Origin of the sequence: Pseudarthrobacter sp. NPDC055928, from assembly GCF_042270935.1 — a bacterium.
In the GTDB taxonomy this organism is placed as follows: domain Bacteria; phylum Actinomycetota; class Actinomycetes; order Actinomycetales; family Micrococcaceae; genus Arthrobacter.
In genome coordinates, this window is sequence record NZ_JBHJZH010000001.1 from 226,452 (window position 1) to 240,247 (window position 13,796).

10 protein-coding genes, 2 tRNA genes and 1 pseudogene are annotated in these 13,796 nt (G+C 65.8%); 4 read left to right on the forward strand and 9 right to left on the reverse strand.

From position 1 onward, the window contains the following. Positions 1-103: 103 nt before the first annotated feature. The 5 genes and pseudogenes from yidC to ACFC25_RS01125 all read right to left on the reverse strand — a co-directional run. Positions 104-877 (reverse strand): annotated as a pseudogene (gene yidC, locus ACFC25_RS01105) (membrane protein insertase YidC); the annotation flags it as partial. Positions 878-1,015: 138 nt separating this feature from the next. Further along, positions 1,016-1,089, reverse strand: a tRNA-Met gene (locus tag ACFC25_RS01110). 61 nt (positions 1,090-1,150) lie between these two features. Then, positions 1,151-1,222: transfer RNA gene (locus ACFC25_RS01115), tRNA-Thr, on the reverse strand. A 248-nt stretch (positions 1,223-1,470) separates the two neighbouring features. Continuing rightward, entirely contained in the window at positions 1,471-3,654 is a 2,184-nt protein-coding gene (locus ACFC25_RS01120; protein WP_376043321.1) for a DEAD/DEAH box helicase, read from the reverse strand. A gap of 394 nt (positions 3,655-4,048) precedes the next feature. Next, positions 4,049-4,702 carry an MOSC domain-containing protein gene (locus tag ACFC25_RS01125; RefSeq protein WP_337350807.1) on the reverse strand — a complete coding sequence of 218 codons (654 nt, stop codon included), beginning with the start codon at positions 4,700-4,702 and terminating at the stop codon, positions 4,049-4,051. Positions 4,703-4,873: 171 nt separating this feature from the next. Here ACFC25_RS01125 and ACFC25_RS01130 point away from each other — a divergent pair, with 171 nt between their 5' ends. The 4 genes from ACFC25_RS01130 to ACFC25_RS01145 are packed head-to-tail and all read left to right on the forward strand — an operon-like array spanning position 4,874 to position 9,547. Next, positions 4,874-5,545 carry a Tat pathway signal protein gene (locus ACFC25_RS01130; protein ID WP_376043324.1) on the forward strand — a complete coding sequence of 224 codons (672 nt, stop codon included), beginning with the start codon at positions 4,874-4,876 and terminating at the stop codon, positions 5,543-5,545. A gap of 2 nt (positions 5,546-5,547) precedes the next feature. Beyond that, positions 5,548-6,759: a glutathionylspermidine synthase family protein gene (locus ACFC25_RS01135; protein ID WP_376043326.1), complete on the forward strand. Its 1,212-nt coding sequence runs from the start codon at positions 5,548-5,550 to the stop codon at positions 6,757-6,759. Positions 6,760-6,790: 31 nt separating this feature from the next. Then, positions 6,791-8,317 (forward strand): APC family permease, encoded by a 1,527-nt coding sequence (locus ACFC25_RS01140; protein WP_376043329.1) that lies wholly within the window; start codon positions 6,791-6,793, stop codon positions 8,315-8,317. Between the two features lie 9 nt (positions 8,318-8,326). Continuing rightward, entirely contained in the window at positions 8,327-9,547 is a 1,221-nt protein-coding gene (locus ACFC25_RS01145) for an acyl-CoA dehydrogenase family protein (protein ID WP_376043332.1), read from the forward strand. Between the two features lie 30 nt (positions 9,548-9,577). Here the strand turns inward: ACFC25_RS01145 and ACFC25_RS01150 are convergent, their stop codons facing one another. The 4 genes from ACFC25_RS01150 to ACFC25_RS01165 form a co-directional block, all read right to left on the reverse strand. Beyond that, positions 9,578-10,366, reverse strand: coding sequence for an SDR family oxidoreductase (locus ACFC25_RS01150; protein WP_376043335.1), 789 nt, complete (start codon positions 10,364-10,366; stop codon positions 9,578-9,580). Between the two features lie 9 nt (positions 10,367-10,375). After that, positions 10,376-11,800, reverse strand: a complete 1,425-nt coding sequence (locus ACFC25_RS01155) for a glycosyltransferase 87 family protein (RefSeq protein WP_376043338.1) — start codon at positions 11,798-11,800, stop codon at positions 10,376-10,378. Positions 11,801-11,934: 134 nt separating this feature from the next. After that, the gene (locus tag ACFC25_RS01160) at positions 11,935-13,266 is read right to left on the reverse strand and encodes an MFS transporter (RefSeq protein WP_337346784.1); all 1,332 of its coding nucleotides are present in this window, start codon (positions 13,264-13,266) and stop codon (positions 11,935-11,937) included. Next, positions 13,263-13,784 carry a winged helix-turn-helix transcriptional regulator gene (locus ACFC25_RS01165; protein WP_376043342.1) on the reverse strand — a complete coding sequence of 174 codons (522 nt, stop codon included), beginning with the start codon at positions 13,782-13,784 and terminating at the stop codon, positions 13,263-13,265. The genes ACFC25_RS01160 and ACFC25_RS01165 overlap by 4 nt, the downstream gene beginning before the upstream one ends. Between the last annotated feature and the right edge of the window lie 12 nt (positions 13,785-13,796).

Here is a 13,796-nt window from a genome sequence, read left to right on the forward strand (position 1 = left end):
GATGGGTAGGCGCTGGCGGGATGCGGCGCCGCCCGCTGCGGTGAGGGGTGAGCTCTCGGCGCTAAGCCCCGGCCTATACGCCGAGAGCTCATCCCCCTCACTTGATGAAAAACTGTTGCACCATGGCCCAGAGATTGGTGGTGGTCCAGTAGATCAGGACGCCGATCGGAAAGAAGATGCCACCCACGGCGAAAACAAGCGGCAGGACATAAAGGATCATCTTCTGCTGGCGCACGAGGGGATTGTCTGTGCCCTCGTCAGGCATGTTCCTGGCCAGGGCCCTTCTCTGGGCGATGACCTGTGAGGCAGTCATAGCCAGGATCATCACAAGGGTGAGTGCCGTGACCGCCGCCGGGTCGCCGCTGACATGAAGCACTGACGCTGAGAGCGGTGCCCCGAAAATGCTCGACTCGCCGAACTGCAACACCTGCTCAGGGTTCATTGCTCCAATACCTTTGGCTTCCCGGGCCGCGGCTGGGATGCCGGCGAGTACCTGGAAGAGCGCGAAGAAGAAGGGCACCTGGATGAGCATCGGCAGGCAAGCGGAGAAGGGGTTGGTCCCATGTTCCTTGTAGAGGGCCATCTGCTCCTGCGCCATCGCCTGCCGGGACAGTTGATCGGTCTTGCCCCTGTACTTGTCCTGCAGCTTCTTCAGTTCCGGCTGCAGGAGCCGCAGCCGGCGCTGGGCGCTGACCTGCCGCAGGAACACGGGAATCAGAGCGGCACGGATAATCAGCACGAGGCCAACGATGGACAAAGTCCACGTCCAACCACTCACCGCAGGCATGCCGAGAGAGGTCAGGGCGTCGTGGAGTCCAACCATGGTGGCGGAGACAAACCAATTGAACGGAACCATGATTGTTTCAAAGAAGTCCACTGATATCCCCCTCGCCAAGTGCTGCAAAGCTACGGCGAAAAGCCGCGGTTGTCACGGCCTCTCACCGCGGCCAGCATGGCGCCCTGCCGGGAGACAGAAAAGCCCCCGGAATCTCGGGGATTCCGGGGGCCTGGCCTGTAGCGGTGGGGAGGCTCGATCTCCCGACCTCACGATTATGAGTCGTGCGCTCTAACCAACTGAGCTACACCGCCACGAATGAGAAAAACCTGCGCCAAGCCGGTCAAAACCGCCTTGACACAGGCCCTCATCCAGAGCCCCCCACCGGAATCGATCCGGTGACCTCGTTCTTACCAAGAACGCGCTCTACCACTGAGCTAGGGGGGCAACGAGTAAATACTCTACCGGAAGATTTCGCCACCAACAAATCGGCGGCCAGACGCCACCGGATGCACGAAAAAGCGCGTAAATCCGGGCCTGAAAGGCTCGCCAGGGAGCCGATGTCATGCCGCCGGGGTCTGCCGGCGAAACCGGTGTGACGAAGCGAACAGGCGGGGTCCGCCGTCGTGCGTTAAATGCCGATGGGCCGGCTCGAAAGCCGGCCCATCGTCGGTAAATGTCAGACTAGCTGACGCTTACCATTTGCCCTTGCGGTTGAAGTCGCGCTGTCCGCCTTCATTGCCGTGGCGGGGCTTGCGTGAGCCGTCGCCGTGGCCGCCGAAGCGGGAGTCGCTGGCCTGGCCGCGGGTGGAGCCGGTGTCGGCACCAACGGAACGCTCGCTGTAGGAACGGCCACCACGGTCAGCGGAGGACCGCTCGCCGTCGCTCTTGCGGAATTCCTTCTTGAACCCGCCGTTGCCCTTGAAGTTGCCTCCACGGTCGCCGCCACCGGAGTAACCGCCGCGGTCGCCGCCACGGTTGCCCTGGTAGCCGCCACGCTCGCCCCCGCCGGACGGCTTGCGGCCGTTGTCCAGCTCGAGGTGGATCAGCTCGCCGCCGATCCGGGTGCGGGACAGGGCGCGAAGCTGCTCGGGGCTGAGGTCGGCCGGGAGCTCCACGAGGGAGTGGTCAGAGCGGATGTCAATGCCGCCGATCTGGGCCGAGGAGATGCCGCCCTCGTTGGCAATGGCGCCCACGATGGAACCCGGCATAACGCGCTGGCGGCGTCCGACGGCGATCCGGTAGGTGGCGTTGCCCTCGGTGAGCGTGCGGGTCGGGCCACGGGAGCCGAAGCCGTCCTTGGCGCGTTCGCGCTTCTGGAACTCAGGAGCTGCAGGCAGTTCCTTGACCAGCAGCGGCTGCCCGCCCTGTGCCATGACGGCCAGTGCAGCAGCGATCTCCGACGCCGGAACGTTGTGCTCTTCCTCGTAGGAGGAGATGAGGTCGCGGAACGGGGCCACGTCCTCGGACGCGAGGGTCTCGGTGATGCGCTCGGCGAACTTGCCAAGGCGAAGGGTGTTCACGGTCTCCGCGGTGGGCAAGTGCATCTGCTCCACCGGCTGGCGCGTGGCCTTCTCGATGGAACGCAGCAGGTACTTCTCCCGCGGCGTCATGAACAGGATGGCATCGCCGGAACGGCCTGCACGGCCGGTGCGGCCGATGCGGTGGACGTAGGACTCGGTGTCGTGCGGGATGTCGTAGTTGACCACGTGGCTGATGCGCTCCACGTCAAGGCCACGGGCTGCGACGTCCGTTGCCACGAGGATGTCGATGCGGCCTTCCTTCAGGGCGTCGACGGTGCGTTCGCGCTGCTGCTGCGGGATGTCGCCGTTGATGGCGGCGGCCTGGAAGCCGCGGGACTTCAGCTTGTCAGCCAGGTCCTCGGTAGCCATCTTGGTGCGCACGAAGGCGATGACGCCGTCGAACTCTTCAACCTCAAGGATGCGGGTCAGGGCGTCGAGCTTGTGCGGGCCCATGACCTGCAGGTACCGCTGGCGGGTGTTGGCGCCGGTGGTGGTCTTGGACTTCACAGAGATCTCGGCCGGGTTGTTCAGGTACTGCTTGGACATGCGGCGGATCTGGCTCGGCATGGTGGCGGAGAACAGTGCAACCTGGCGGTCCGAGGGGGTCTGCTGGAAGATCTGCTCCACGTCTTCGGCGAAGCCCATGCGCAGCATTTCGTCGGCCTCGTCCAGCACCAGGTACTGGAGTTCGGACAGGTCCAGGGAACCCTTGGAGATGTGGTCGATCACGCGGCCTGGAGTACCGACAACCACCTGGGCACCGCGGCGCAGGCCGGCGAGCTGGGGGCCGTAGGCGGAGCCGCCGTAGACGGGGAGGACGGTGAAGTCGTCGATGTGCTTCGCGTACGAGGTGAAGGCCTCGGCAACCTGGAGCGCCAGCTCACGGGTGGGGGCCAGGACCAGGGCCTGGGTCTTGCGGGAGGGGCCATTGAGGTCGTGGAGTTCGGCCAGGCGGGACAGTGCCGGTACTGCGAATGCTGCAGTCTTACCGGTGCCCGTCTGGGCCAGGCCCACGACGTCGCGGCCTTCAAGCAGCAGCGGGATGGTGGCTGCCTGAATGGGGGAAGGCTTTTCGTAGCCGACATCCTGCAGGGCGGCCAGGACGCGGCCGTCGATGCCGAGATCGGCGAACTTGATGCCCTCTTCTTCCTCGTCCTCAGCCTTGGCGGCGGGCGCGGCGGGCGCTTCCTCGACCTGGGCTGCGGCGGGCGCTTCGGCGGCGGGCGCCTCTGCGGCAGGCTCAGCGGCGGTTTCTACGGCGGGCTCGGCTGCGGGAACAGCGGGCTCGGTGAATTCGATGGTGGCGGTTTCGGCGGTCACGGCTTCTGCAGTGGCGTCGTTCTGATTTTCGGGCATAGGGAAATTTCCTCATCCATAGGGGGCCAGGCGGCACTACCCGAGGTGAGCGGAGCCGCAGTACATGTGCCGTGGATGCCGGGCAATCGTTGACCGGCCGGTCACGTAGAAGTCCGGCGCTTTCGCAATCCCGTGGCAGGACTTCCCGCTGCATCTCTTGGCTGCTATCCCAGCAGTCTGTACAGCGTTTTCTTTAGCCGGCTCTCCCTATGAAAATGCCCGCTTCACATTCGCGGGCCCCAACACTTGCCAGTCCTGCCTCAAAAATTGGGCAGGAATAAGGGATTTCCGGAGTGGGGGATGTTTCAAGTGTAAGGCACAGATCCGCCCAGGACTAAATTAACGCCCGACGGCGGCGGTGAGCTTGCGCACATTGCCGCCGGTTTGGGCTGGGCTACCGACCCAGCCGCCGCAGCAGCAGCTCGAATTTGTCGTGGTATTCGGGCTGGAGGCGGATCTCGCCGTCGGCGTCTGCATCCCGCAGGGCCTCCATAACCTCAAGGTCCGGATCGCTGAACCAACGACCGATAGTGACGCCATGCTTCGGGACGTACAGACGGTGGATGTGGTCACCGGCCCGAATGGTGCCGGTCCGGATGACCCGCAAGTACGTGCCCACGCGGCCGGCGTCGGTGAAGCGCTTCACCCATTGCGGCTCCCCCATCCGGCGCTGGAACGCAGCGCAGGGGACCCTGGGCGAGGTGACTTCCAGCTCGACGTCAAGCCCAATTTTCCAACGTTCCCCAATGATTGCCCCGGTGGTTTCGATGCCGGAAACCCGGAGGTTCTCGCCGAACACCCCCGGCGGAAGGTCCCTCTGGAGCTCGTTAGCCCAGTAGTCGGCGTCCGACTGGGAGTAGGCGTAGACGGCCTGGTCTTCGCCGCCGTGGTGGATCCGGCTTGCCTGAACGTCACCGTGAATGCCCAGCTTGTGGACCTTGACAGGACCTTCCACGGGCCGCTTGTCTATGGCCGTGACTCCCACGCTGCCTTCATCGGGAAGGAGCTGGTGGACACGGCAGACTGCGAGCACTGATGCGGTTTCCATGGCTCCAGTGTAGGGTTCCCGGCACGCTGGCGCCGTTGGAACCGGCGATGGGCAGTTCTGTCCCGTTTCCTGCTCGCAGCCGGAGCGGGCAGAGACTACGCTGAATTCAGGTTTGAGATTCCGGCGCACAGGTGCGCCCACATTCAACATGGACTACCGAGGGGGGACGCCGTGGACCCGAATAAGGATCCGGAGCACGATCCACAGCAGGACCTGCCCGGCAACGGTTCGCAGGGCAGCACTGACACGGGCGGTACTGACAAGGGCAGCACTGACACGGGCGGCACCAACGCGGGCGGCAGCCACGCCGTCGGCGGTTCATCGCCGGCAGACGCGCCAAAACCCCCGCCATGGCAGGTCCCCAAGCCCGAACTGCGTCCTGATCTCCTGAATGAACCCACCCCGATGGTGGATCCCTTCGCCAGGGACCGCGAGCGCCAGGAGCACGAGGCCGCGGCGCGCAAAAAGCGTTCCCAGCGGCGCACCGTGGTGGTGGGCCTGGGGGTCACTGCCCTCCTCGCCGGGACAATCACCGCCGTCGTAGCCAGCAACCAGGACGAACCGGAGTACGCGCAGGTCTGTTTCAACGACGAAACCGGCGAGCGCGTGGAGGACACCCAGTGCAACAGCTCTGCCGGACGCGGTGGCGGGCTCTATGCGTGGTACTTCTACTCCCGCGGCGCGAGCGTACCGGGTGTAGGGCAGAACCGTTCCTCGTACCCGAGCTACACCAGCACCATCCCCAGCGGTGCGAAAGCGTCCACGGGGTACAGCACCAAGGGTGGCACCGTCAGCAGGGGCGGCTTCGGCAGCAGCTCCAAGGGCGGAAGCACGGGAGGCTAGGCGTGAAGCGGTTGTTATCGGAGCCCAGGCCCGACTGGAAGCGGAAGATCGAAGAGCAGGGCCTGGTCTTCTCCACCACCACCATGCCCGATGGCCGGAAAATCGAATATTGGCATGAAGCCGCCTACTACGAATTCACCATGGACGAGGTGGAGGCCCTGGAGGTCACGGCCGAGGACATGCACAAGATGTGCCTGGAGGCTGCAAAGTTCCTGGCGACGGGCGCCATGGGCAACATCGGCATCGGTCCGCAGGCCTTGGAGCTCGCCGCTGAGTCGCTGCAGGCCGGGGACATGGACGTCTACGGCCGCTTCGACTTCATCTACGACGGCCAGGGCGGACCGGCCAAGATGCTGGAGTACAACGCCGACACCCCCACGGGCCTGATCGAGGCTGCCGTGGCGCAGTGGTTCTGGCTGCAGGATGTGTTCCCCGAGAAGGACCAGTGGAACGGGATTCACGAGGCACTGATCCGGCAGTGGAAGAAACTGCAGTACCGCACCGGGATGAGCACGCTCCACATCGCCCATTCAGAGGCCGAGGAATCCGGCGAGGACTGGATGACGGCCGCCTACATGCGGGACGTGGCCAGCCAGGCAGGCTGGACCACCATCGGAATCAACATGTCCGACATCGGCTGGGATCCCAACCTGAACCGTTTTGTGGACCTGGACAATTTCATGATCAGCACCATGTTCAAGCTCTACCCGTGGGAATTGATGATGAAGGAGCCGTTTGGGCACCGTCTGCTGCAGCGTGCGCACAACCCGCGCTGGGTTGAGCCGGCATGGAAGATGCTGCTCTCCAACAAGGCGCTGCTCGCCGCGCTCTGGCATTTGTACCCGGACCACCCCAACCTGCTGCCCGCCTACCTCAACGAGCCGGGGCCGTTGAAGGAATGGGTGGCCAAGCCGCTTCACGGACGCGAAGGCGACAACATCAGGATCCATGCCCAGGGCATCAACCTGGAGCAGCCGGGCGGATATGGCCGCGAGGGCTGGTGCTACCAGCAGTTCCATCCACTGCCGGACTTCGACGGCAACCACCCCGTCCTGGGCCTCTGGGTGGTGGACGGCGAGTCCGTGGGGTGCGGGATCCGGGAATCGGATGGCCCCATCACCGATTACTTCTGCCGTTTTGTACCCAACACCATTGATGCCCCGGCTCCGCTTTCCGCGGCAGCCCAATCCAACAAGGCAGGTATCGCCCTATGAGCCCCCTGGCATTTCAGAGCCCGGTGACACCATGAGTACAGAAATAACGACGGCGGGTGGCGGCTCCGGCGGACCGTCCGGCGGTGCCGTTCCCGCCAAAGGCCTTCGGGCGGGCATCCTGGACCTTGGCGACTCGGTCATGCTTGGCCTCGCCTCCACGGCACCGGTGTATTCGCTGGCCGCAACGCTGGGCCTGATCGTGGCCGTCAACGGAAACTACACCCCGCTGATCCTGCTCCTTGGCTTCATCCCCGTCCTGTTCATCGCCTATGCCTTCCGCGAATTGAACAGCGCCATGCCGGACTGCGGCACCACGTTCACCTGGTCCCGCCGGGCCTTTGGTCCTTGGGCGGGGTGGCTGGGTGGCTGGGGCGTTGCGCTGGCGGGCATCGTGGTCCTGGCTAACCTGGCCCAGGTGGCCGGCCAGTACGTGTGGCTGCTCATCGGGGACGGCTCGCTGGCGGAAAACGATCTCGTGGTCACGGCTACGGGCGTGCTTTTCATTCTTTTCATGACCCTGGTGAACTACCGGGGCATCCGGCTGGGCGAGCACGTCCAGCGTGTCCTGACCTACGTGCAATATGTCTCGCTGGGCATCTTTGCGCTGGCGATCATCATCAGGATCGCGGGCGGCGCCCCCGAAGGCCAGGCGTTCGACATCGAGTGGTTCAATCCGGCCGGGGCTTTCGCCGATCCTGGCGCGGTGGTGCATGGCGCCCTCCTCGCCTTGTTCATCTACTGGGGCTGGGACACCTGCCTCGCCGTGAATGAGGAAACCGAAAACCCGTCCACCACGCCCGGACGCGGGGCCGTCATTTCGGCCTTTGTCCTGGTGGCCATCTATGTCTCGATGGCGCTGCTGGTGATGATGTACGCCACGGTGGGCACCGAGGGCATCGGGCTCGGCAACGAAGCGAACCAGGACGACGTCTTCCTCGCTATGAAAGACGTGGTCCTTGGTCCCTGGGGCTGGCTGATTGTGGTGGCCGTCCTGGCTTCCGTGCTGTCCTCCACCCAGACCACCATCCTGCCAACGGCCCGCGGCACCCTGTCCATGGGCGTGCATGGTGCACTGCCGCCGAAGTTTGGCGAAGTCCACCCGCGCAACCAGACCCCGGGGTTCTCCACCCAGGTGATGGGCGCCGCGGCCGTGGTGTACTACGTGGCCATGAGCTTCCTCAGCGAGAACCTGCTCTCCGATTCCATCAGTTCCATCAGCCTGTTCATCGCGTTCTACTATGCGCTTACCGGCTACGCGTGCTTCTGGTACTTCCGCGGAACGCTCCGCGGATCCGCCCGCAACCTCTGGTTCCGGGGCATCCTTCCCCTCATTGGGGCATTGATGCTCACGGCCGCCTTCTTCATTTCCGCCGTCCAGATGTGGGACCCGGCTTACGGCGACACCGAGATTCTAGGTGTGGGAGGGGCTTTCGTCAGCGGCGTTGTGCTCCTCGCCCTCGGCGTTGTGCTGGCCGTCGTCTGCCGGTTCCTGCCGTCAACGCGCGGATACTTCATGGGCAAGCCCGCCCCTGCAGCCACCACTTCGAATCCGGCCTAGGGGCCTGCGATGACCGAAGCCCCAGGTGTCCCCGACGAATTCCCAGAAGTTCCCGCCCCAACCGATCCCTCGGACGTCCTCGCTCTTGACTCGCTCCTGAGCGCGGAGGAACTGCAGGTCCGCCAGAGAATCCGCGACTTCACCGACCAGCGGATCAAACCGGACATCGCCCGCTGGTATGACAGCGCCGTTTTTCCGCTGGAGCTCGCTCCCGAACTCGGCGAGCTGGGCGTCCTGGGCATGCATCTGGAGGGCTATGGCTGCCCTGGACGGTCCGCCGTCGAATACGGCCTGGCCGCGATGGAGTTGGAGGCCGGTGACTCCGGGATCCGCACGTTTGTGTCGGTCCAGGGGTCCCTGGCGATGACGGCCATCCACAGGTGGGGTTCCGAGGACCAAAAACAGGAATGGCTCCCCCGGATGGCTGCCGGGGAGATAATCGGCTGCTTCGCCTTGACCGAACCCACCGCTGGCTCGGACCCTTCCTCTATGACCACGTTTGCCCGGCGCGACGGTTCCGGGGACGGCGCGGGCTGGGTGCTGGACGGCGCGAAGCGGTGGATTGGCCTGGCGTCGGTGGCCGGAGTGATGGTGGTGTGGGCCATGACGGACGACGGCGTCCACGGTTTCCTGGTACCGGCGGGAACGCCGGGGGTCAGCGCCATCCCGATCACACAGAAGCTGTCCATGCGCGCCTCCATCCAGTGCGATGTGGTGTTCGACGACGTCAGGCTGGGTCCGGAGGCACTGCTCCCCGCTGCCCGGGGCCTGCGCGGACCGTTCACCTGTTTGAACGAGGCCCGGTACGGCATCGCATGGGGCGCCATGGGCGCCGCCCGTGATTCCTATCAGGCTGCCCTAGCGTATTCGCAGGCGCGGCTCCAGTTCGGCAAGCCGCTGGCCGCGTACCAGCTAACGCAGGAGAAGCTGGTGAACATGCTGGTGGAGATCCAGAAGGGCACCCTGTTGGCCCTGCATCTTGGCCGGCTGAAGGACTCCGGGACCCTGAAACCGGAGCAGATCTCGCTGGGCAAGCTCAACAATGTCCGGGAGGCCCTGGCGATCGCCCGGGAAGCCCGCTCCATCCTGGGTGGCAACGGCATCACGCTGGACTATTCGCCGCTGCGCCATGCCGCCAACCTGGAGTCGGTCCGCACGTACGAGGGCACCGACGAGGTCCACACGCTCATCGTGGGCCAGCACATCACCGGCTTCGGCTCGTTCCGTTAAGCCCCTCCCCACCCAACCGCGGCAGGGCACCTACGCGGAGAAGCCGCCGTCGGACTTGATCAACTGGCCCGAAACCCAGCGGCCTGCCGGGGACAGCAGGAAGGCCACGGTGCCTGCGACGTCGGCCGGGGTGCCGAGGCGTCCGCCGGGCTGCTGGCGCGTCCCCATTTCCCTGATCTCGTCGTCCATCCACCCGGTATCAATGGGTCCGGGATTCAGGACGTTCGCCGAAATGCCCAGCGGCCCGAGCTCCCGTGCCGCGGCGATCACGATCCGGTCCAGGGCGCCCTTCGAAGCGCCATAGGGCAGGTTGAAGGCGGTGTGGTCGCTGGTCAGCGCCACAATCGCGCCGCCGTCTTCCGTAACCTGCCGGGCGAACGCGGCGATGAGCTGCCAATTGGCCCGGGTATTCACCGCAAAGTGGCGCTCGAATGCCTCCAGCGTGGTGTCCAGGATGCCGGAATCGACGGACTCGGCATGGCTCAGGACCATGGCCTGCAGCGGTCCGGCGAGCTGGTTGGCTTCGGCCATGAGCTGGGCCGGAGCGGCGGGATCCTGCAGGTCGGCCGGCACTGTGTTGACGCGGGCGCCGATCGCCTCCAGCTCGGCGGTGAGGCGCACGACGTCGTCGGGCTGGCTTCCCCACGGCATCCGGGCATCGTAGTCGTGGCAGTAGCTCAGGACCAGGTCCCAGCCATCGGCTGCCAGTTGCCGGGCGATGCCGGCGCCGATGCTGGCAAGCCTGCCTGCCCCGGTGACCAGTGCTGCTTTCCGGGGAGTGGATTCACGGGGCATGGACTCAAAGGGAGTGGATTCCATCTGACCAGCCTAGTAGCGGACTGCCGCCGGGGGCGCCGCGGGGGCAGGTTCGGCCACAGGCTCAGCGAGCGCTTCCAGCAAAGCCACGGCAGAAACTTCAGCCAGCGGCTCGGCAGGGGCCAGGGCGTCGCGGCGGAGGACCGCCAGCCAGCACAGCAGGACCGCTCCCGCGCAGAACACTCCGGCGCTGGAGGCCATGATCCACGGCCCCGGCGTCTGGATGTCAAGGTTCTCGGCGCCGAACGCCATCCCGATGGATTTCGGCGAGAAGAAGAACACCAGGACCGAGAGCAGCAACACCGATGTCATGCCCGCGCGCAGGCGACGGTAGCGCTCCGGGGTTTCCCGCAGCGTCCAGGCAAAGGCGGGGAGGACGGCAGCGACCCAAACCCAGTGGTGGGACCAGGAGACAGGACTGATCAGGAGCATGGCCAAAGCGGTGGCGGACATGGCCACTACGCGGGCGCCCTGATCGGACGCGAGCTTGATGACTGCGGCGGCCAAAACCACCACCAACAGGCTCAGGACCATCCAGGGAACCGTGACCGCGGACGCCGGGACACCGAAGTGCAACAGCGCCCCCTTGATGGAGAGGTTGTCCACGTAGCCGGCCCCGCCGATCCGGGACGTGTCCGGCAGGATCTCCAGCCAGAACTGCAGGGTCTCGGCGGGGCGGAGGAGCCAGCCGAGGAGCACGGTGGCCCCGAAACCGGCGCCCATGTTGGCCAGGCCGCGCCGGTCCTTGCGCATCAGGTAGTAGAGCCCGAACACCAGGGGCGTCAGCTTGATGCCGGCCGCCACTCCTACCAGGAACCCGCTTCCCGGCATGCTCCGGTTCCAGCGGTGGTTCCGCGACAGCAGGTCCGCGGCCATAAGGCCCATCAGTAAGATGTTGACTTGGCCGAATGCCAGCGTCTCCCGCCAGGGGCCGAGGGTCAGCATCGCCAGGAGGACGGCTGCAGCGATCCAGCGGCTGCGTGGGGTTTCGAAGGTCCGGCGCCAGTCCGCCTTGGCGTTCCAATAGCGCACGGCGAGCAGCGACAGCCACGCGGCCACAGCCACACCGGCAGTGTTGAAGAGTTGGAGGGCGACAGGCTCGGGGAGCCGCGCAAGGAGGCTGAAGACGAGTGCCGCGAACGGTGGGTAAGTGAAGGGCAGTCTGGGGCCTCCGGCCCATTCAACATTCGGACCGTACAGGTCTGAGGCAGCCCAGCCGGCGTCGTTCAGGATCTTGCCACCATGCCAGTACACGCTGAAATCGAGGCCTTGTTTGTTCCACCCGGCCAGCAGGAACCAGGCCAGCACCGCGATGACGACGGCGGGCAGCCACAGCGTGGCTGCCCGCCACAACGCAAGTCCTCCACGTCGCGGGCCGGGGGCCACTGACGGTCTTGCCGGGTTGACTGCCGATAAATGCAGGTCGCGCTGTGCCATCCGTTGTCCCCCAAGGTCGCTCTAGCTGCGGGCGGCCGCGTTCCACCGTCAGTTGCATCGTTGGAACGGCGGCTGGCCGTAGCTACATACTACATATGCATAGGGATGATTCCCGGCATGTGTCGGGATGGTGTTCAGGCAGCAGCTACAGGTACGGGCTCCCGCGCAGCTGCGTCCTTGCGGATCGTGGCGCTGATGACAGCAGCGATGGTGCACATGGCTGCGGCCCCAAACCAGGCGTACGTGTACTGGCCGGTGGCATCGCGGATGGCTCCGGCGCCCAGCGCGGCAGCTGCGGCGCCCAATTGGTGGGCGGCGAAAACCCAGCCGAACACCACGCTGCCGTCCGAGCCGAAGGTCTTGCGGCAAATGGCTGCCGTGGGCGGCACAGTGGCCACCCAGTCCAGGCCATAGATCACCACAAACACGATCATGCTGGGCTGGACTGTGGCACTGAGGAGCAGCGGCAGAACCAGCAGGCCGATGCCGCGGAACTGGTAGTAGACGGCCAGCAGGATCCGGGGATTGAACCGGTCGGTCAGCCAACCCGAGGCGATGGTGCCCACGATGTCGAAGATCCCGACGACGGCAAGCAGCCCGGCGGCCGTGGTTTCTGGCATGCCGTGGTCGTGGGCGGATGGGATGAAGTGGGTGCCGATCAGGCCGTTTGTGGTGGCGCCGCAGATCGCAAAGCCCGCCACGAGCGCCCAGAACGTCCGGACCCGGCTGGCCCGCTTCAGGACCTGGAGTGCCCGGACTGCGGCGTTGCTGCTCCCGCTCTCCGGCCCGGCCGGGGTCAGCGATCCAGCCGGGGACAGGGCTGCCGATCCCTCCTCAGGCACCGTTTCGCCGTAGGGCAGCACGCCGACGTCGGCCGGTGAGTTCTTGAGGAACTTCAGCACCAGGGGAACCACCGCCAGCGCACCGGCCGCTATGAGCAGTGAGGCCTGCCGCCAGCCCGGATCCTGGGCCAGCATGGCTATGAAGGGGAGGAAGACCAGCTGGCCCGCTGCGCTTCCGGCGGTGAGGATGCCGATCACCAGGCCGCGGCTTTTGGCGAACCAGGTGTTGGCAATGGTGGCGGCAAAGACCAGCGCCATGGACCCCGTGCCGAGGCCGATGAGCAGCCCCCAGGTGAGCAGGATCTGCCAGGACTGGTTGACCAGCACCGTGAGCGCACTGCCGGCGCCGATCAGCACCAGGGCCGTGGCCGTGACGGCACGGATTCCGAACCGCTCCATGAGGGCGGCGGCAAAGGGAGCAGTGAGGCCGAACAGCACCAGGTTGATGCTGACCGCTGCCGAGAGCACGGTCGTGGACCAGCCGAACTCCTGCTGCAGCGGCACCATCAGGACCCCCGGAGCAGCCCGGAATCCGGCGGCGCCGACGAGGGCCAGGAAGGCGACGGCGGCCACGATCCATGCCGGGTGCAGCCGGCGACGGCGGGCCGTTTCGGTGGTGCTCATGCGGCTGCCCCGTTCTGTGTGGTGGCCTGCCCGGCCGCCGTGGCCAGCCGCACGGGAGCCCCGGAGCGGGTGAGGCTGTGCCAGCTGGTGTTGGCGGCGGTGAGCCGCTCGCCGCACCCGGTACACGTATCCGCCGAACTGGTCCGCTGCCCGCAGCCGGCGTGGATCACGAACATATGGGCTTGCTCGGAGGGTGCGGGCAGGTGCTTTTCCGCCCACATCACCACCGCATTCAGGACGGGGAGCGCGTCTTCACCTTTGGCTGTCAGGACGTACTCCTGGCGCGTGCGCCCGCCGTCGTCGTACGCCCTTTTACTGAGCAGGCCGGCCTCCACCAGGGCCGACAGGCGCTTGGTGAGCACGGAATCGGCCACCGCCAGGCGGGACTTCATGGAATCGAAGCGGCCGTTGCCGAAGAAGACTTCGCGGAGCACCAAAATGGACCAGGGGTCGCCCAGGATGTCCAGGCCCCGGGCAATGCTGCAGTTGCGCGCGGACCAGTCAGATCGGAGTGCCATAGAGGGCACCCT

Bases quoted from the DNA above. Each gene is read 5' to 3' on its own strand.
- ACFC25_RS01120 (WP_376043321.1), bottom strand. From the start codon at position 3,654: ATGCCCGAAAATCAGAACGACGCCACTGCAGAAGCCGTGACCGCCGAA.
- ACFC25_RS01125 (WP_337350807.1), bottom strand. From the start codon at position 4,702: ATGGAAACCGCATCAGTGCTCGCAGTCTGCCGTGTCCACCAGCTCCTT.
- ACFC25_RS01140 (WP_376043329.1), top strand. From the start codon at position 6,791: ATGAGTACAGAAATAACGACGGCGGGTGGCGGCTCCGGCGGACCGTCC.
- ACFC25_RS01145 (WP_376043332.1), top strand. From the start codon at position 8,327: ATGACCGAAGCCCCAGGTGTCCCCGACGAATTCCCAGAAGTTCCCGCC.
- ACFC25_RS01150 (WP_376043335.1), bottom strand. From the start codon at position 10,366: ATGGAATCCACTCCCTTTGAGTCCATGCCCCGTGAATCCACTCCCCGG.
- ACFC25_RS01155 (WP_376043338.1), bottom strand. From the start codon at position 11,800: ATGGCACAGCGCGACCTGCATTTATCGGCAGTCAACCCGGCAAGACCG.
- ACFC25_RS01160 (WP_337346784.1), bottom strand. From the start codon at position 13,266: ATGAGCACCACCGAAACGGCCCGCCGTCGCCGGCTGCACCCGGCATGG.
- ACFC25_RS01165 (WP_376043342.1), bottom strand. From the start codon at position 13,784: ATGGCACTCCGATCTGACTGGTCCGCGCGCAACTGCAGCATTGCCCGG.